Genomic DNA, 19519 nt, shown 5'->3' on the forward strand with positions numbered 1-19519 from the left:
CCGCAGGTGTTGCCCATGCGAAGACTGCGAGCGGTATATTTATACAAGCCAATGAATATTAATAACTTTTTGCAGTAGAATCAATCATATATTTTAAAAAAACAAATATTTGAGAGGAGAGATTAGTTGAGATGAGTAGAGATGAGCTAACCAAGATTATTCTGCCCGAGGATAAGATCCCCAAGTTTTGGTATAATGTCCAGGCGGATATGCCCAATCCCCTGGAACCGGGATTGCACCCGCAAACCCATCAACCCCTCACCCCACCCGATTTGGAACCCATTTTTGCCCGGGAGCTGATTCTCCAGGAAGTCTCCAGTGAAAGGTTTATTGAGATACCCCGGGAGATCCGGGAGCTTTATAAACAGTACCGGCCCTCCCCGCTCTTCAGAGCTCGCCGGCTGGAAGCAGCACTGCAGAGCAACTGCCGGATTTATTATAAATATGAAGGGGTAAGCCCGGTGGGAAGCCATAAGCTTAACACGGCCCTGCCTCAGGTTTATTACAATAAGGTGCAGGGCATCAAGAGGGTAAGTACTGAAACAGGTGCAGGCCAGTGGGGTACAGCTCTGTCTTTAGCCTGCAAACACTTTGGGCTGGAAGCCATGGTTTATATGGTTAAGGTTAGTTTTTACCAGAAGCCCTACCGGCGCTCTATCATGGAACTATACGGAGGGCGTTGCATACCCAGCCCCAGCAATCTTACTGAGAGCGGGCGCCAGGCTCTGGCTAAGGACCCGGAAACCCCGGGAAGCCTGGCTATTGCCATTAGTGAAGCGGTAGAAGATGCGGTAACCCGGGATGATACCAACTACTCCCTGGGTAGTGTCTTAAACCATGTTTGCTTGCATCAGAGCATTATCGGCCAGGAAGTGAAGATGCAGATGGAAATGGTGGATGATTACCCGGATATAATTATCGGCTGTTGCGGTGGGGGCAGCAATTTTGCCGGAATAGCCTTCCCTTTCATCCCGGATAAACTGGCCGGGAAGAATATTCGTCTGATAGCGGTTGAGCCTACGGCCTGTCCGACCCTAACCCAAGGGGTTTATGCCTATGATTATGGTGATGTGGCCGGTTTCACCCCGCTTATGAAGATGTATACCTTAGGTCATGATTTTATCCCCTCGGGAATCCACGCGGGCGGTCTGCGTTATCATGGGGAATCCCCCCTGGTCAGCCGTCTTTATCACGATAAACTTATTGAAGCAGTAGCGGTTAAGCAAAACCCGACCTTCGAAGCCGCGGTGCTTTTTGCCCAGACCGAGAGCATAGTGCCGGCTCCAGAGTCAGCTCATGCTATACGGGTAGCCATAGACGAGGCCCTGAAAGCCAGAGAAGAAGGGGTTTCCCGTACTATTGTCTTTAATTTGAGCGGACATGGCCATCTCGACCTCTTCTCCTATGATAAATATCTGTCCGGAGAAACGGAAGATGTTGAATTTTCTGATGCTGAATTGCAGGAGAGCTTGAGAAACCTGCCCCAGATCTAAAGCCAAGTAAAGCCTGGGAGTGACTGGAAGCAACGGCCACCCCCAGCTTTTTATTTTCTGAAACTCCTGACGCTCGACGCTTATTTCGCTTTCCGCCTTCTGTCTTCTGATGACTTTTCTTACTAACTTCTAATCACCGGCATCTGGCGAGCATTCCGTCTTCCGTCTCCCGACGTCTGACGGCCAATTACTACCCCGCCATTGCAGGGATGCTGCATTTTGTATATATTCTAATTAGAAAAGTTAGGGATGAGGGAAATCCCCTTCTTCCTTGGAAAGGATGAGTATGCCCAATAAGCGTTTACTGGCTATAAGCGATAGTGTAATCAGGGGGAAGGCGGCGGCGGATATTGGCGCTGATCATGGTTTGCTGGCCTGCTTTCTGCTGGAAAAAGATATAGTACCTCGGGTGATTGCCAGCGAAATAAAAGAGGGACCTTTTGAGCGGCTAAGAAAGGCGGTGGAGAAGAGTCCCTTCGGTGAGCGCATGGAACTGCGGTTGGGGAACGGCCTGGAGGTTTTGCGGCCGGGGGAGGTTGCTACGGTCATTATTGCAGGCATGGGTGGAGATAATATAGCGGAAATACTGTCGCGGAAATGGTCTCACTCAGCCAGCTACAGAAAATTTATTTTTCAACCCATGACTAAAGCGGGAGTTTTGCGCCGGGAGCTTTCCCAGCAAGGCTGGCCTATTTTGGAGGAAAAGCTGGTGGAAGAGCAGCAGCGAATTTATTTGATTCTAAGCTCTTGTCCCGGTGATAATCCTTATGAACTTACCTCCTTGGAGTTGGATTTGGGGCCCATTATACTAAGATGTGACAACCCATTAAAGAAGCGTCTTCTGGAAGACAGTTTGAGGAAATATCGCCGGGTTTACCAGGGGCTGTTGCAATCCAAGGGTATCATTCAAGCCAATAGTTTAGAGGAATATGAGAAAAAAATTAAAACATTGGAGGAGATAATCCATGCAAGCTAGAGTTAAGGATATTATCAGCATTATGGAAGAACATTTTCCACCCTGGCTGGCCGAAGCCTGGGACAATAGTGGTCTGCAGCTGGGTTCGACCAACAAAGCGGTTAAGAAAGTGGCAGTGGCTCTGGATTTGGATGAAAGCATCCTCAATCAGGCCCTGGAATTACAGGTTGCTATGATAATCACCCATCACCCGCTTTTTTTCAAGCCCCTTAAGCAGATCAATTATGAATCACCCGTCGGCTGTCTAATCCAGAGAATAGTCAAAGCCGGAATTAGCGTATATGCTGCCCACAGCAACCTGGACGCTGCCGAAAAAGGCCTCAATCAAATTCTGGCTGAACTGCTGGGCTTGCAGGATATTGATACTCTGGGGAATTCCCAAAAAGAGGAATTATACAAGCTGGTGGTTTTTGTCCCCGTCAGCCATTGCGAGGAAGTTCGCCAGGCTATAAATGGAGCCGGGGCCGGTTTTATCGGTAACTACTCTGATTGCAGTTTCCGGGTGCGGGGAACCGGTACTTTTCGCCCGGGTGCCGGAACCCAGCCGTTCCTTGGACAAGAGGGAGAATTAGAAGAAGCTGACGAATTCAGGCTGGAAACTGTCGTCAGGAAGCGGGAACTCGCTCAAGTGCTGCAAGCCATGCAGGAGGCCCATCCTTACGAAGAAGCAGCCTTTGATATTTTTCGCCTGGAGCAAGCAGGGAAAGGCTACAGTATGGGAAGATGCGGTTTATTGCCTGAGGAGACAAAGCTAGGGGACTATGCCCGCCAGGTAAAAGAGACTCTGGGACTGGAAGCAGTCCGGGTGGTGGGTGATTTGAATAAAGTAATAAGAAAAGTGGCAATAGTCAGTGGTTCCGGAGCCAGTCTGATTCCGGGAATAAGCCGGCAAGGAGTAGAGCTCCTGGTAACTGGTGACCTCAAATATCATGAAGCCCGGGATGCTGAGGCTTTGGGTTTATCTATTATTGATGCCGGTCACCAGGGAACAGAGGAGATTATTTCGGCTCATCTCAGCCGCTTTCTACAAAAGGAATGCCAGAAGCGCGGAATGAAGGTAGAATTCATACCCCTTTATTCCGGCCCTTGTTTCAAATACTTATAATGTTAATTCTGACTCCGCACTCCGCACTTTTTCTAATTAAAAATGTTCCTGAAAAAAGGGATTCAGGGCTAATGTGTAGAATAGAAAGGAGACATTAAAAAAGGAAAGGATTTCAATTAGAGGGGACTTGGGATGCTTAAGATTAAGACAAGTAATTTGAAGCCGGGAATAAAGCTGGGGAAGGATATATATTCATATGATTCCCAGCTTCTGTTGACCAATGGCAGCACCATTACCCAAGAACATCTCGATAACTTTGCCCGGAGAAATATCGAAGAAGTATTCATTTTGGATGAATCTCCCCGCATAAAACCGGAGCGCGAGTTTGAAGATGTTTATCAGGATGCCCTGGAAGTCGTTAAATCGTTTATGGTTGGGGCTATGTTGGGAAGTCCTCTGGATTTCCAGGAAATAGATAAGACAGTGGACTTCTTGAGAGAACAGGCCTTTGATGCAATTGACCTTTTCCGGCAGATGCGCTTGATGAAGGATAAGGGAGAATATCTCTTTACCCATTCGATAAATGTTTCTCTTATCTGCATGTTATTGGGACGTTGGCTGAAATGCGATCAGAACACCATCAGAGAACTGGGAATAGCCGGTCTTTTACATGATCTGGGTAAGGTTTTTATTGAAAACGATATTCTTAATAAACGCGGGAAATTAACGGAACAGGAGTATGAGGAGATAAAAAAGCATACGATACGGGGATACAATTTTATCAGCGGGAACCCAGCTTTGAACATTGAAGTAGCCAATGCTGCCTTGATGCATCATGAAAGGTTAGATGGCTCCGGTTATCCTTCGGGGTTAAAGGGTCAAATAAATTTCTATGCTGCGGTGGTAGCTGTAGCAGATGTTTATGATGCCATTACTTCGGCTCATTCCTATGCCGATAAGAGATCTCCCTATTCCGCGGCTGAAATACTGTGGCAGGAGTCATTTGGCAAGTTGGATGCCAGGATTACCAAAGTCTTTTATGATAAAATCACTAATTTCTATGTAGGCAACAAAGTTTTGTTGAGCAATAAGAAAGAGGGAATAGTAATTTATGTAGATCCTTCTCAACCCACCCGTCCCATAGTAATGGTGGATGATGAGTTCTACAACCTGGCCATTGATCGTTCAATTACTATTCAGGACATAATTGATTAGATAAAACTTCCAAAGACCTGTATAATGGCTTTTTATGAATAAAAGTTGCTGATAAATGGAAGAATGAAAATACCTATTTAAGCCATATAAAAAGAAAAAATAAAAAAAAGTGATTCAATAGCAGGAATTACCGTTTTTTTGAGGAATGAGTGTAAAATATGGATAAAAAATTTTAAAGGGAGGACTATGTCGTGAACAAATCGGAACTGGTTAAATCTCTGGCTGAAAAAGCGGAAATCACCCAAAAAGATGCTGCAAAAGTTTTGGATGCATTGGTCGACAGTATTCAGCAAGCCCTGGCCGGTGGAGACAAAGTGCAGATTATTGGCTTCGGTAGTTTTGAGGTCCGTGACCGTAAGGAAAGAAAAGTCATTAGCCCGGCAACGGGAAAAGAAATCACGGTTCCTGCTACCAAAGTTCCAGCATTTAAACCCGGCAAATCACTTAAAGAAGCAGTAGCTGTTAAGAAGAAAGCCGCCCCGGCAAAGGCCGGCGGCAAGAAAAAGACAGCCAAGAAGAAATAAGTTGCACAGATATACGTAGATGTAATGAATAAAGATAAATATCCGGAAGAATAAAGAGGCATATAAATATGCCTCTTTTTCCTGGGTAAGTTTATCCTCTCTTACCCCTCACTTTTTGATTAAAAAAGTAAGTAAATCTATAAGCGGAGTTCTGTATTAGATAGTCATCTATCTGGGATAACAGTCGCCTGCTACCTCTAGCGACCTAACCCGGGAACAAGACGGGCCGCCTCATTGTTCCCCTATTCGGTCTTGCTCCAGGTGGGGTTTGCCGAGCCATTCAGTCGCCTGAACGCTGGTGAGCTCTTACCTCACCTTTCCACCCTTGCCGAAAACGGAGACCAGAACCCGGAATTTCCATCTTCCGACATCCGTCTTCCGCTCTGGTCTCCATTTCCGGCGGTTTCTTTCTGTGGCACTTTCCTTGGGGTCACCCCCACTGGATGTTATCCAGCACCCTGCCCTGCGGAGCTCCGACTTTCCTCAGGCAATAAATGCCTGCGACTATCTGATTTACTTACTTTATCTGCAAAACTGCAAGGTTTATTATAATAGCTGTAGGGCTAATTGTAAAGTTCCCACGAAATTGCGGAGAATTTGAAAAAACTTTTTTAAAAAGCAGGAAATACTTATTCTTTATAGAATAATTTTAGATAGATCAAAACGGGGAGTAACGAATAATAAGGTCAAATATTTTGTTTCCTTGTGTTACTCAGCTTAAAGTATTAAAATATTAGGTAAAAGAAAATTAAGAGGAGGTGAAAAGGTGTTAGCAATATTTGGATCAGCGGGCGCAGGACACGGAATTTGGGCGAATCCCCTGGTAGTACTTGCAATAGTAGTAGTTTCCATCTATATTTTCTTGAAATTCTGTAGTTGGGCAAAAAGTAAACAGCTATCAGCCGGAGTCAAGAAATGGGTATTCATTATTACCGGTTTGGGTCTGGTAGTGTTTAATGTATTATATGCCAGAGGCAATGCAATGGTCCACGAAAGTGGTGATTGGAGCGGAGCTACCACCGCATTATTAGCGTCTTTGGTATGGGTTTTCATTTTCGCTTATGCCTTGATGACGGAGACTAAAGCGGAATAATAAAAGGATGGATAGGCGGCTGAGGGCCGCCTTTTTCTTTTATCTAAGTATGATTCCGCTGCAAAAAGTAATAATTATGCATTTGCTTGCATAAATATTCCGCTCCAGCGTCCTTAATAGCGACCGCAGGGAGCATCAGTTGTGCCCGACAGGGCGCTACGCATGAGCAACACCTACGGCTTGTCTCGCGGCTCAAGGGGTACCGCGCCAATCTCCCGTCCATGGGAGGTGGCGCTCCCGCGACATCCTGTCGCTCGCCCCCTTTCGCCTGCTCGTCTTCGCCGGGTGTTGCATCCATGCTTCGCCAACGCTCGCTTTGCATATTTATGCAACCCTTATGCAACAAAAAGGGGTTTTTGCAGTAGAACCAAGTATCAAAGTGTAACGGCAATTCTTATGGATGGTGGGTGTCTGACTGATGGCGGAAAGGATAAAAATCACATTAAAATGCCCTGACAGGCCGCCTATGGAGTTTTGGACCCTGACAGGTAAAAACCTCTGGGATAGCATAATGACGAGCGGAATGGCCGCCACGGGGGCCTGTGGCGGTAAAGGAAATTGTGGGCAGTGCAAGGTCAGGCTGGAAGGAGAGATTAATGAAATCAGCGATAGCGAACGGCAGCATCTCCTTCCGGAAGAATTAAGAACCGGCACCCGGCTGGCTTGTTTTTGCCGGGTTAAAGCGCCCTTAACGGTTTATCTTGATCCTCTGGCCCTGGCTATACAGGATCAAGCCTGGCTAAAGAGCGATTCCCCTGTAGCTTTTTCCGCTCCGGTGAAGAATCGCCAGATACTGATTCCGGGAATGGAGAAGGATTCTCCGGTTCCGCTTCTTACCCGCCTGGCCCGGGCCTTGCCCGGCATAAAGTTGGAATTGAGCGTTGACAATTTAAACCGGCTGGCACAAATCGACCGTATTGGGAGACCGGCCTTGGAACTGCAGGCCCTGGTATTTAAGGAGCAGGCAGTAAAATATATCGGGCGCAAAAAAGAAAAGGCCTGCGGCCTGGCCCTGGATATAGGCAGTACCAGCCTTTTTGCCGCCATGTTAAATCTGGAGGACGGGGAGCATTTGGCCATTTCCACCAAACCCAACATGCAGAGGGTATACGGTGCAGACATACTATCCCGTGTGCTTCACTGTCTGGAAAATCCGGATGGTTTGGAACGATTGCAGCAGATACTGCTGAATAACCTGTCCAGTATGATTGAGGAAATGCTGGAAGAGACCGGAACTTCACCGGAGCATATATACTACCTGGTATTGGTGGGCAACCCGGTTATGCTGCACTTTTTACTCGGGTTAAATCCGGCAGGATTTGCCCAGGCACCATATGCCGGTATTTTTTGTGATGAATTCACTTACCCGGCAGCCGCTCTGGGGCTTCCGGTAAACCCGGAGGCGGAGATCCTGCTCCTTCCTCAAGTAGGGGGCTTTGTGGGCGCGGATACCGTGGCCGCTGTTTTAAGCCTGCCCGACTGGCGGAGCAGCAGTTTTTTACTGGTCGATATCGGCACCAACGGCGAAGTTGTAGTGGGAAACCGGGGAAAACTATGGGCGGCTTCAGCTGCTGCCGGTCCTGCTTTTGAAGGTGGCGGAATAAGCAGTGGAATGATTGCTGGAGATGGCGCTATCGACAAGATATGCCTTAACCCGGAAGGGGGACTGGAATACAATCTTATTGGAGATAGCCCGGCCCGGGGGCTGTGCGGTTCGGCTATTATTGATATAACAGCCTGCCTGTGCCAGGGAGCTTACATAGATAGTTGCGGTATAATCACTGAGCTGGCCAGGGAGAAACTGAGAGTACGCCAGGGGGAAAGGGGAGCAGAAATAATCCTGGTAGAAGAAAACGAATCTTTCCGGGGTGCTCCGGTAGTCTTTAATCAGGAGGATATAAGGCAGGTGCAGCTGGCCAAGGCAGCCTTAAGGACAGCTATTGATGTATTGATGGAAGAGGCGGGATTAGAGTATAAGAAGCTGGAAAGGGTTTACCTGGCCGGGGCTTTTGGCAATTACCTGAATCCCCATAATGCGGTTGATATAGGCATGATTCCCCCGATAAAAACGGACACAATAAGGAATATTGGTAATGCCGCTGCTGCCGGAGCTATTGCGGCATTATTATCCCCGGATAAACAGCGGGAAGCCCGCGAAATAAAGGAACAAGTACGTTATGTGGAACTCGCCCTATATCCCGATTTCCAGTCCCTCTACCTCAATAAATTGAATTTTGACCCGACTGCAAAATAGCCTTTTGATAGAAGCATATTAATATTTTTAGAGGAATTTCAATAATTTCTCAGAATTATTAAAGAATTAGAGATAAATAAGGGGGTAGAAAAGTGGAATATCAGAATATCATTTTTAGCAAAGAAAACAAGATCGGAATAGTTCAGATTAACCGCCCGGAATTCATGAATGCCTTGACCATGGAATTGCTGGCAGAACTGGCCCATGTCTTTGAGGAGATGGAAAAAGACGAAGAGATTAATGCCGTAGTGCTAACCGGGGTAGAGAAAGCCTTTTCCGCCGGTTTCGACATGCCCAGCGTGATGAGCCTGGGAGAGAACAAAAGCGCAGGCCTGAAGATAATCGAAGAATCCTTTTTGAACATACTCAAGTTCCCCCTGCCGGTCATTGCCGCGGTCAGCGGCCCGGCTCTGGCTGCCGGCTTCGACCTGATGGTTATGGCTGACATCCGGGTAATGTCGGAAACAGCCAAAGTAGGGCAACCGGAAATACGCTGGGCCCTGACACCCTTAAGCGATCCCCTGTGGAAAATAATCGGTATGGGCCGGGCCAAGGAAGTTACCATGACCGGACGGATTTATGGGGCCGAGGAAGCCAGGGAAATGGGCCTGGCCAATTATGTTTATCCCCGGGAAAGCTATCTGGAAGAAGCCAAAAAACTGGCGGGGCGCATTGCCGCATTTGAACGAGAAGCCTTAAAAGCCAACAAGGAGCAGACCAACCGGGTACCGGGAATGGAAGTACAGTCCGCCATTCGCACCCAGCTCTGGACTTTCCGCAATTTCGTTGGTAGTGAGGCCATGTGCAGCCGGATGCAAGCCTTTTTGGAAAGCAACAAGAACAAAGGCTAGGCAGAGAGGGGGAGAAGAGATGAAGCTGAAAGGGAAAGTAGCTGTAATTACCGGAGGAGGTACCGGTATTGGAAGAGCAGCAGCTATTGCTCTGGCCGGTGAGGGAGCCCGGGTGGCAGTCATGGGGCGGCGGCCCGGACCATTGAATGAAACCGTGGACATAATCAGGGAAGCAGGAGGGGAAGGGCTGGCCATTCCTTCTGATGTTACTGTAATCGAGGATATTGAAAAGGCCCGGGATAAAGTACGGGAGACTTATGGCCGCCTGGACATCCTGGTAAACAATGCCGGCTCGGCCTTGTTCAAACCTTTTATGAAAACCAGTCTGGAGGATTTCGACCGGATTTACCAGGTTGACCTGCGCAGCGTTTTTGCGGTTTCCCAGCAAATGCTGCCCTTGATGCTCGAAGGCGGCGAAGGAAGCATAATAAATATATCTTCCATATTGGGAGTACTGGGGGGGAAAAGCAGCAGCGCCTATTGTGCCATGAAAGGCGGAGTAGTGCAGCTTACCCGGGCCCTGGCTGCCGAGCTGGGACCGGAGGTACGGGTTAACTGCCTCTGCCCGTCCCATATAATCACACCCATGATGGAAGATGAATTGAGCCGCATAGAAACCAAAGGAAAGATGGATAAGTTGACCAAAATGTTTCCTATGAAAAGGCTGGCTTATCCCGAAGATATGACCGGGAGCATTCTGTTTTATGCCTCAGATGATTCCAAATGGCTCACCGGCAATATTCTTATGATCGATGGCGGGCTGTCCTGCTACATATGAACATGAACAGGCAAGGGGACGGTTCTTTTGCCTGCCAGAGCCGTCCCTTGTCCCGCGAGGTGACAGTTCTCAACTATCGGGTAATAGTAGAAAGTTAGCCTTAGTCATAACCACGCGCAATAATTTTAGATTGCCCGAAGAATGAAGTCGCTGGGTGACAAAAGGACCGTCCGAGACCACTGAAAAAGTATCATAAATATCATCCTGAGGAGCTGCAGGCGACGAAGGATCTCTTTTGGAAGTCCGTAATATTGGGACTTTAGCTAACGAGATTCTTCGCTATCGCTCAGAATGACACGCAAAAGAGCACTTTTTCAGCAGTCTCGGACCGTCCCCTTGTCACCTCATTTTATTTATTATAAGCCCGGTAATTAATTTAGGGTAAAAATAGGTTGACTTCTGGGGCATCTTGTCTCGGGCCTGAGCTACGGCAATTATTTCTTCCACCCGGGTGGGGTTGAGAAGAAAGCCCAATTGGTAATTGCGGTTGTCGATCTGTTCCATTAACCACTCTTCACTGCGAGTGTAAGCCAGGTTTTCCTGACTGCGGCGCTTTTGCTCGTTAATGCCCAGCAATTGATCCAGAATAATGTTATCCAGCAATGCAACGTCCAGTTTTTCCCAGGCAGCTGACTTGTTGTCTGGAAGCAATTTACTGGCCTGTTCAGGATTCTTAAGCTCCAAAAAGAAGATGTCTTTGCCGCTGTACATGCCAAAAACTCTATGCTTTTTGCCTTTGCTTTCCAGTTCCTGCATGAAAGCGCCGATATTCTTATCTTTATATAGCTCTATTTCAAATAAGTCGGCCAGGCGATTCATAAAAGCGTCCAATTTGAAGCCCGGGATATTCCCTACCAGCCGGTGAGTGGGGAGAACTACCAGCCCTTCATCGAAAACATTGACCAGGGTAGCCATTACATAATCATAACCTTGCAGCCCTTGTTCCTTCATTTCGTGGTAGTATTCCAGAGCAGTTTCATAACGATGGTGTCCATCAGCGATATAAACCGGGCGGTCAGCAAGCAAAGCCACGATCCGCTCAATTAGCTCTTCATTTTTTATCACCCAGATTTTATGAGTCTCACCAGCCTCATCGATTATATTGATATCGGGAGCCTGCTCTTTGACTTCCGCGAGCAGAAGCTGCTCTGCTTCTTTTTGCTCATCTGAGTATAGCCCAAAAATGGAACTGAAATTGGAATTGGTGGCCCTCATTAATTGCAAGCGGTCTGCCTTTGGTTTGGACAGGGTTTCCTCATGGGGCAGAATATTGCCCTTTTCATAAGGTTCCAGTTTAAGGCCACAAACAAAGCCGGTTCTGACGACCTTTTCTCCCCGGAAATTAAATTCTTGTTGGTAGAGATACAGGGCCGCCTTCTCCTCCGCCAGCAGGGTTTGGTCCTCCTGCCATTTTTCCAGGTATTGTGCTGCTCTGGTATAGCGGTTATTGGAACTGCTATCTTGAGGAAATATGAGTCCCAGTTCCAGGCGGATTACATTGGCGGGATTTTCTGCATAATATCGGGCTTGAGCCGATTCATCTATAATATCATACGGTGGGGTGACTACCGAAGCCAGGTTGCTAATTTTTTCGGGATTATAACGGAGTCCCCTAAATGGGATTATATCTGCCATTTATGAAATAAACCTCCTTCTTTACTTCCCTTGACAGCTAAAATTGTAGTATATGCATTAACTTAATGCAATTCCTTTTTACCGGACTTTCTACGCTTGAGCTTTGTTTTAACATCTTAGCGTGAGAGATAGGCATATTTCCAGCGGTATTTCTTGATTTTTGCAGTACATAGTGTTTAAATGAATTACTGAGGAAACTCTTTAAGGAATTCTATCGGAGGACGGGAAATGTTGCTTGATTATCATATTCATGCATTGGCCCACGGGGAATACGATTATAGCGAATCCTGGCTCCGGCTTTTTGCGGAAAATGCTCGCCGGAAAAGACTTGCGGAAATCGGATTCAGCGAACATGATGAATACCTGCCTCGAATTAAACCGGACAAGCTTAAAAGGCTTCAGGAAGACTTCCCGGAGCTTAAAATTAAATTAGGACTGGAAGTTGATTATCATCCCGGACGGGAAGGAGAAATCCAGCGAATGCTGGTCAACTCGAATTTTGATTATGATTACATAATTGGCTCGGTGCATTTCATCGATGGGTGGGGTTTCGACCATCCCGATTTTAAAGACCAGTTTGCCACCCGGGACATCGATGATATCTATGCTGATTATTTTACTTTGCTAAACCAGGCGGTAAAGTCGCGCCTTTTCGATATAGTCGGTCATCTGGATTTAATAAAAATCTGGGGACACCGTCCGCTTAAAAAACCCATTTCAGCCTATGTTGAACCGGTTTTAAATACTATTAAAGCGGCGGGAATGGTAGTAGAGATAAACAGTAGCGGTTTGCGTAAAGCGGTGGGGGAAATATACCCGGCACGGCAAATCCTGGAACTGATGCTGGCCCTTAACATACCCATAACGCTGGGTTCTGATGCCCACCACCCCTCGCAATTGGGAGAAGGCCTGGAGGAAGCAGCCGGCCTGGCCCAGGAGGTGGGTTACAGGCAGCTGGTCACATTTTCCGGCCGCAAGAGGCAGCTGGTAGAGATTTGATACTAAATGAAAAATGACTCTACTGCAAGCCGCAGGTGTTGCCCATGCATAGATTGCGAGCGGTATATTTATACAAGAATAATATTTTTACTTTTTGCAGTAACACCAAATGCAAGTAGGAGTGAATCATGAGCAGTATTGGAATATTGATTTTAAGCCTGGGCATTATTTTACTGGGAGCGGAAGTTTTCGTTAACGGTGTAGAATGGCTGGGAGAGAAACTGAATCTCTCCGAAGGAGCGGTAGGCAGCGTGCTGGCGGCAGTAGGCACCGCCCTGCCGGAGACTCTGATTCCCGTAATAGCCATAGTTTTCGGTCATGGCAAAGAGGGCCATGATATAGGAATAGGAGCCATATTGGGAGCACCTTTGATGCTCTCCACCCTGGCCATGTTTGTTACGGGTTTAGCAGTAGTTTTTTTTAGCCGGCGCAGGATCAAAGGTAGCAAGGTGCAGGCGGATTATTCCAGCATGACCCGTGATTTGAGCTTTTTTATTATCGTCTTCGCTGCTGCCATAATAACCGGAACCATGCCCCCGGCCTTGCGCCACTGGCAGCTGATAATTGCCGGCTTCATGGTCTTATCCTATTTTCTCTATGTTTATGTAATGATCAGTGAGGAAAGGGATTTGGACTCCAGTTATGAATTGCCATCTTGCTATTTTGCGCGCAAAGAGAAATCTCCCCGCTTATCCCTGGTAATTGGCCAGGTTTTATTCGCCCTGCTCTTAATCATCATAGGAGCCGATATGTTTGTCGGAGCGGTTAAAGAAGTCGCGGTCATGTATCAGGTTCCGGCTTTTGTGCTGGCTTTGATTATAACCCCAATTGCCACCGAGTTGCCGGAGAAATTCAACAGCGTTATCTGGATATCGCGGGAGAAGGACAGCCTGGCCCTGGGTAATATAACCGGAGCCATGGTTTTTCAAAGCTCACTTATACCGGCCCTGGGAATATTCCTTACCGATTGGCAGCTTTCCGGGGGGGCTTTTTTGTCCGCCCTTCTTGCCCTGGCGGCAGCAGGCATTTTATATATCGAATTGCTTCGCAAAAAACATATAACAGCGGGAACTCTGTTGTTAATGGGAGTATTCTATGGTATTTTCCTGGTAGGCGTCTTTGAGGGAATTATTAGGTAACTCCACTGCAAAAACCCCTTTTTGTTGCATAAGGGTTGCATAAATATACAAAGCGAGCGTTGGCGAAGCATAGATGCAGCACCCTGCGGGTACCCCTTGAGCCGCGAGACAAGCCGCAAGTGTTGCCCATGCGTAGCGCCCTGTCGGGCACAACTGATGCTCCCTTCGGTCGCAATTAAGGGAGCTGAGCGGTATATTTATACAAGCCAATGAGTATTAAGATAAAGTATGAAATTAGGAGTGATTTTAGTTATGAGTAATGTGAACAGCTATGACAAAGCCCACGAATTGGCCCGGGTCATCACCAAGAGTGAACCCTATCTGAACTATTGCCAGGCCAAAAAGGAAGTAGAAAAAAAACCGGAGTGGACATCCAAGCTGCTGGAACTACGACAGCGGCAAGCCGAGTTTAACCGGGCGCAGATTTTAGGAAATGATGTACCAAAGGAAACAGTACAGGAACTAAGCCTGGAATTTGCTCGCATTAACCAGATTAAAGAAATAGCCGAATTCTTGCGTGCTGAAACCGCTTTTGTGCAGATGTTTAATGATATACAGGAAATTATCAACAAGGCTATTAAAAGCGGTCTGGAGGCATAGCCTATGTTTCCCTGGCCCGGCGCCGTCTAATACCGTGAGATCCATCCCCTGCTTTCGCACCCGGCGGAAACAGGGGTCTTTATTTGCAAGTATACAGAATATCTTGCCCGGGAGTATTTACAAAACGATTAAAAGGCTTAAGAATTATATATGTCCCCCGCTTCTTAAGTAATCGTTTTCCAATTAACAAAACAGGCGGCGGGTTCTAATCCCTGCCTCGTTGTAGCGCTGTGTTGAAACTGCTTCGCAGTTTCTTCCGATGCTTAAATATTATCTGTGCAATAAAGGAGGTCGTCTGGTGCATTTCTGTAGTAAAAATAAGCGACCGGAGGAGAAGAGCATGCTTGATGCCCAGCTTGACCTGAGCCCGGTGCTAAAAATAATCGAGGAAAAACGGCACGAAAAAGGCAGCTTGATTGCGATTTTGCAACAAGCCCAGGAGATATATGGCTACCTGCCCCTGAGCGTATTAAAATGCATTGCCCGGGAACTCGGAATAAAACCAGCCAAGGTTTACGGGATTGCCACCTTCTATACCCAGTTCCGGCTTCAGCCGACAGGCAAATACCAGATTATGCTTTGCCAGGGAACCGCCTGCCACGTCAATGGTTCCGAGCGAATTGAAAGCACTATCTGTCAGGAGTTGAAAATAAAGAGGGGCGAAACTACCCCGGATGGATTGTTCAGCCTGGAAAGCGCCGCATGTCTGGGTTGTTGCAGCCTGGCTCCGGTAATGATGATAAACGGGCAGGCCTATGGTCCGCTTAGCGCGGAAAAAGCAGTTGCCATAATTCGCAAGATAAAGGCAGCGGAATCATTATCTTTGGTCGGAGGTGAGGCCCAATGAAAGTGAGATTGGGTCTGGGGAGCTGTGGTATAGCCGCCGGCGGCCTGCAGGTACTGGAAGCATTGCAGAAGGAGATGGAAAGCCGGGGACTAAAACTGGAAATACAGAAAAGCGGCTGTATCGGCCTCTGTCATCATGAGCCTTTGCTGGACTGGATAGAGGATGATGGGCAGGTATTCACCTATGGCGCAGTAAATGCCGGGCGCAGTGTGGAAATTCTGGAAGCCCACCTGGCCGGGCGCGGCCCGCTGGAAGCCTACCTGGTATCCAGCAGCGATGAGCCGGCTGAATTCCTGCAGCAGCAGCTGCGGATAGTACTAAAAAACTGTGGTCGGATAGACCCGGAGTCTATAGACGATTACCGCCGGCAGGACGGTTACAGTGCCCTGCAAAAGGCGCTTGCGGGAATGAGCCCGGAAGAAGTAATAAAGGAGATCGAAGTTTCGGCTTTGCGAGGACGGGGAGGAGCGGGGTTTCCCACCGGGCTGAAATGGAAAGCAACTCGTGAAGCTGCCGGTTTTTATCGCTATATTATATGCAATGCCGACGAAGGCGATCCCGGCGCCTTTATGGATCGCAGCATATTGGAAGGCGACCCCCACGCGGTTTTGGAGGGTATGATAATAGCGGCTTATGCCATTGGTGCGGAACAAGGAATCATATATTGCCGGGCGGAATACCCCCTGGCGGTGAAACGGCTGGAGATAGCCATAGCTCAGGATCGGGAAAACGGGCTGCTGGGGCGGAGGATTCTCGGTTCTGATTTTTCTTTCGATATAAGTATACAACAAGGTGCCGGAGCCTTCGTTTGCGGGGAAGAGACTGCCCTCATAGCCTCCCTGGAAGGGGAGCGGGGCATGCCCCGGCTGAAGCCGCCCTATCCCTCAGAAAGCGGTTTATGGGGATATCCCAGCAGCATTAATAATGTGGAGACACTGGCCAATGTTCCCTGGATAATCCGGAATGGGGGGGAAGCCTTTGCCGCTCTGGGTAGTAGAGAGAGCAAAGGCACCAAGGTTTTTGCCCTGGCCGGTAAGATAAAAAGAGGCGGTTTGGTAGAAGTACCCATGGGAACCACCTTGCGTGAAATAATATATGGTATTGGGGGAGGAGTAAAAGCCGGTCGAAGAATCAAGGCTGTGCAGATGGGAGGGCCATCCGGCGGCTGCATTCCGGCAGAACTGCTGGACATCCCGGTGGATTATCAATCCCTCAATAATACCGGTGCCATTATGGGGTCAGGCGGAATGGTAGTGCTTGATGAAAGCAGCTGTATGGTTGATTTAGCTCGTTTCTTCCTGGACTTTACCCAGAAGGAATCCTGCGGCAAGTGTGTTCAATGCCGTATAGGCACCAAACGGATGCTGGAAATCCTGGAGCGGATTTGCCGGGGCGCGGGGCGGGAGGGAGATATTGAACTCCTGGAGGAATTATCCGCCCATATAAGTGAAAATTCTCTCTGCGGGCTGGGACAGAGTGCTCCCAATCCCGTGCTTACCACTATCCGCTATTTTCGTGATGAATACGAAGCCCATATCCGGGAGAAAAGGTGCCCGGCCAAACAATGCCAGGAATTATTAAAGTATACTATAGATCCGGATAGATGCATGGGCTGTGGCCTTTGTGTCTATGCTTGCCCGGCGGATTGCATAAAAGGCGGAGAAAACAACCAGCCTTATTATATTGAGCAGGAGAACTGCAGCAAATGCGGTGCCTGCCTGGATATTTGCCCCGAGCGTTTTGCTGCGGTTAGGGTGCCAGGCACTTAAGTTGTTAAGTTATGTAATGCTGATGTCATTGCCAAACTTCGTTTGTTGTGCATACTCCTGAAGTCATGAGACAAGCAGATGTTGCCCATGCGAAGCGTCCTGCGGGCACAAATGATGCTCCCTCTGGTCGCTATTAAGGAAGCTGCGAGCGGTATATTTATACAAGCCAGTGAATATTAATACTTTTTGCCAGTGACAACAAGGCTGGATGGAAGAGGTGATTCAAGTCCATGATTACGCTTACAATAAATGACAGGGAAATCAAGGCTGCTGCCGGTCAGACTATTTTACAGGCAGCCCGGGGGAATGGTATAGAAATACCTACCCTTTGCTACGATGAGCGGGTAAAGCCTTTTGCCTCCTGCGGGATTTGTGTGGTGGAAGTGGCCGGCAGTAAAAAACTTTTACGCTCTTGTGCCACCGAGGTACAGGAGGGAATGCAAGTGCAAACGGAAAGCCCCCGCGTAAGACAATCCCGCAAACTTACCCTGGAGATGCTTTTATCCGATCACCGTGGGGATTGTTGTGCCCCCTGCAGGCAGGCCTGCCCGGCGGATACCGATTGCCAGGCTTATGTGGGCTTGATTGCCAACGGGCAATTTAAGGAAGCTATGGCCGTTTTAAAAGAATACTATCCCCTTCCGGCCAGCATAGGTTTGATATGTCCTCATCCCTGCGAAAGCGCCTGCCGCCGGGGCCTGGTGGAAGAACCGGTATCCATGGCCGCTCTCAAGGCTTTTGTAGGCCGTTATTATTTAGAGGAACAGAAGCAGGAAAATGATGATGAAAGCGGAGCGGATTCCAGCATGGCCGAAATCAAAGCCCCCTCAGGGAAGAAAGTGGCCGTAGTAGGGGCAGGACCGGCTGGTTTAACCGTAGCTTATTTCCTGGCCCGAGAAGGCCACCAGATAGAGGTTTTTGAAGCCATGCCTGCGGCGGGAGGGATGCTGCGTTATGGAATTCCTGATTACCGCTTGCCTAAAAAACTGCTGGAGCAGGAAATAGACCTGATAGCCCGACTGGGAGTAAAATTTTTTTTCAACACCCGGCTGGGGCAAGACATTTTTTTGGAGCAGCTGCGGGAGAACTATGATGCGGTTTTTCTGGGGATTGGAGCCTGGGTATCCTCAAAAATCGGCTGTGCCGGCGAGGAAACCAGGGGGGTACTGGGCGGAATTGAATTTTTGCGTGCGGTTGCTTCGCGAGAACCGGTATTAATGGGTGAAAGGATAGCAATTATCGGTGGTGGCAATACTGCCATGGATGCAGCTCGAACCGCAATAAGACTTGGTGCCGCCGAGGTAATGGTGCTATACCGGCGCAGCCGGGCGGAAATGCCCGCTGATGAAAGTGAAATAGTCGAAGCCGAGGAAGAAGGCATAATCTTCAAATTCCTCCTGGCTCCCAAAGAAATAATAGAGGAAGACGGGCGGGTGGCCGCCATCCGAATGCAGAAGATGCAGCTGGGCGAAGCGGATGCTTCCGGGCGCAGGCGGCCGGAGCCTACCGGAGAAGAGGAAATAATCGCCGTTGATACCGTCATCGCCGCCATCGGCCAGCAGGTTGACCTTGGCGGTTTGGAAAAGCTGGAGCTCAGCCGCTGGAATACCATAGCCAGCAATCCCCTTTCTTTTATGAGCAGTATGGAAGGGATATTTGCCGGCGGAGATGGGGTAACCGGGCCCGGTATCGCCATTGAAGCCATAGCCCAGGGGCGCAAAGCCGCCCAGGCTATGAACGCCTACCTGCAGGGGGAAAAGCTGCCGGATAATAATTCCCCCTACCGGATGAGCAGGGAAGTGCGGGCGGAAGACCTGGCCGGAATAAAGAAAGAAGCGCGAATTGAACCTCCTTCCACCAGCCCGGAAAGGCGGCTGCGTAGTTTTGCCGAAGTAAAAGCCGTTTTCACTCCGGAGGAAGCGCTCCGGGAAGCCGGGCGCTGCCTGGAATGCGGCTGTACTGCCTTTTATGAGTGCAAGCTTCTGAGCTATGCCGGAAGATATGAAGTAAAACCTCAGCGCCTGGCCGGTGAAACACACCATCATTCCAGTGAATACCATCATCCCTTTCTTGATTGGGATACGGACAAATGCATACTCTGCGGTCTCTGTGTGCGCATCTGCGATGAAGTAATGGGGATTACCGCCCTGGGTTTAGTAAACCGGGGTTTTGGCACCGTGGTTATGCCCGAATGGGAATGGGGGAATGACTTGGAAAATAGCCTATGCAATTGCTGCGGGGAATGTGCGGCCGTCTGCCCTACCGGTGCCTTAAGCCAAAGAAAGAGATGTTTGTATTGAA

The 19519-nt window shown here is 48.5% G+C and carries 16 protein-coding genes and 1 other RNA gene; 15 read left to right on the forward strand and 2 right to left on the reverse strand.

Annotation, left to right across the window (positions count from 1 at the left end; genetic code table 11):
* The first annotated feature begins 131 nt into the window (after positions 1–131).
* From AWB54_RS09990 to AWB54_RS10010, 5 genes are all read left to right on the forward strand, one after another.
* Positions 132–1493 carry a TrpB-like pyridoxal phosphate-dependent enzyme gene (locus AWB54_RS09990; RefSeq protein ID WP_061214464.1) on the forward strand — a complete coding sequence of 454 codons (1362 nt, stop codon included), beginning with the start codon at positions 132–134 and terminating at the stop codon, positions 1491–1493.
* Positions 1494–1779: 286 nt separating this feature from the next.
* Positions 1780–2469: a tRNA (adenine(22)-N(1))-methyltransferase gene (locus tag AWB54_RS09995; RefSeq protein ID WP_061214465.1), complete on the forward strand. Its 690-nt coding sequence runs from the start codon at positions 1780–1782 to the stop codon at positions 2467–2469.
* Positions 2459–3574: a Nif3-like dinuclear metal center hexameric protein gene (locus tag AWB54_RS10000; RefSeq protein WP_061214466.1), complete on the forward strand. Its 1116-nt coding sequence runs from the start codon at positions 2459–2461 to the stop codon at positions 3572–3574. Before AWB54_RS09995 ends, AWB54_RS10000 begins: the two co-directional genes overlap by 11 nt.
* Before the next feature lie 132 nt (positions 3575–3706).
* Positions 3707–4729 (forward strand): HD-GYP domain-containing protein, encoded by a 1023-nt coding sequence (locus AWB54_RS10005; RefSeq protein WP_061214467.1) that lies wholly within the window; start codon positions 3707–3709, stop codon positions 4727–4729.
* Between the two features lie 191 nt (positions 4730–4920).
* Positions 4921–5253: an HU family DNA-binding protein gene (locus tag AWB54_RS10010; protein ID WP_061214468.1), complete on the forward strand. Its 333-nt coding sequence runs from the start codon at positions 4921–4923 to the stop codon at positions 5251–5253.
* A gap of 124 nt (positions 5254–5377) precedes the next feature.
* Here AWB54_RS10010 and rnpB read toward each other — a convergent pair.
* Positions 5378–5773: RNase P RNA component class A (gene rnpB, locus AWB54_RS10015), an RNA gene on the reverse strand.
* A 246-nt stretch (positions 5774–6019) separates the two neighbouring features.
* Between rnpB and AWB54_RS10020 the strand changes: the two genes are divergently transcribed.
* From AWB54_RS10020 to AWB54_RS10035, 4 genes are all read left to right on the forward strand, one after another.
* Positions 6020–6346 carry a hypothetical protein gene (locus tag AWB54_RS10020; protein ID WP_041427343.1) on the forward strand — a complete coding sequence of 109 codons (327 nt, stop codon included), beginning with the start codon at positions 6020–6022 and terminating at the stop codon, positions 6344–6346.
* A gap of 418 nt (positions 6347–6764) precedes the next feature.
* Positions 6765–8600, forward strand: coding sequence for an ASKHA domain-containing protein (locus tag AWB54_RS10025; RefSeq protein ID WP_061214469.1), 1836 nt, complete (start codon positions 6765–6767; stop codon positions 8598–8600).
* 92 nt (positions 8601–8692) lie between these two features.
* The gene (locus tag AWB54_RS10030) at positions 8693–9451 is read left to right on the forward strand and encodes an enoyl-CoA hydratase/isomerase family protein (protein WP_061214470.1); all 759 of its coding nucleotides are present in this window, start codon (positions 8693–8695) and stop codon (positions 9449–9451) included.
* A gap of 19 nt (positions 9452–9470) precedes the next feature.
* Positions 9471–10229, forward strand: a complete 759-nt coding sequence (locus AWB54_RS10035; RefSeq protein ID WP_061214471.1) for an SDR family NAD(P)-dependent oxidoreductase — start codon at positions 9471–9473, stop codon at positions 10227–10229.
* 339 nt (positions 10230–10568) lie between these two features.
* On the opposite strand, the gene AWB54_RS10040 is transcribed toward AWB54_RS10035, so the two are convergent.
* Complete coding sequence (locus tag AWB54_RS10040; protein WP_061214472.1) at positions 10569–11864, reverse strand: DUF1015 domain-containing protein; 1296 nt, start codon at positions 11862–11864, stop codon at positions 10569–10571.
* Positions 11865–12092: 228 nt separating this feature from the next.
* Here AWB54_RS10040 and AWB54_RS10045 point away from each other — a divergent pair, with 228 nt between their 5' ends.
* The 6 genes from AWB54_RS10045 to AWB54_RS10070 all read left to right on the forward strand — a co-directional run bounded on the left by AWB54_RS10045 (position 12093) and on the right by AWB54_RS10070 (position 19518).
* Positions 12093–12863, forward strand: a complete 771-nt coding sequence (locus AWB54_RS10045) for a histidinol-phosphatase HisJ family protein (protein WP_061214473.1) — start codon at positions 12093–12095, stop codon at positions 12861–12863.
* 128 nt (positions 12864–12991) lie between these two features.
* Positions 12992–14002 carry a sodium:calcium antiporter gene (locus AWB54_RS10050; protein ID WP_061214474.1) on the forward strand — a complete coding sequence of 337 codons (1011 nt, stop codon included), beginning with the start codon at positions 12992–12994 and terminating at the stop codon, positions 14000–14002.
* Between the two features lie 252 nt (positions 14003–14254).
* Positions 14255–14602, forward strand: coding sequence for a YlbF family regulator (locus tag AWB54_RS10055; RefSeq protein ID WP_061214475.1), 348 nt, complete (start codon positions 14255–14257; stop codon positions 14600–14602).
* A gap of 298 nt (positions 14603–14900) precedes the next feature.
* A complete protein-coding gene (gene nuoE, locus AWB54_RS10060; RefSeq protein ID WP_235811156.1) occupies positions 14901–15449 on the forward strand; it encodes an NADH-quinone oxidoreductase subunit NuoE in 549 nt (182 codons plus the stop codon).
* Complete coding sequence (locus AWB54_RS10065) at positions 15446–17218, forward strand: NADH-ubiquinone oxidoreductase-F iron-sulfur binding region domain-containing protein (RefSeq protein ID WP_061214476.1); 1773 nt, start codon at positions 15446–15448, stop codon at positions 17216–17218. Before nuoE ends, AWB54_RS10065 begins: the two co-directional genes overlap by 4 nt.
* Before the next feature lie 230 nt (positions 17219–17448).
* Positions 17449–19518 (forward strand): FAD-dependent oxidoreductase, encoded by a 2070-nt coding sequence (locus AWB54_RS10070; protein WP_061214477.1) that lies wholly within the window; start codon positions 17449–17451, stop codon positions 19516–19518.
* The last annotated feature ends 1 nt before the right edge of the window (position 19519 follow it).

This window comes from Syntrophomonas wolfei subsp. methylbutyratica (genome assembly GCF_001570625.1).
Lineage (GTDB): Bacteria > Bacillota > Syntrophomonadia > Syntrophomonadales > Syntrophomonadaceae > Syntrophomonas > Syntrophomonas methylbutyratica.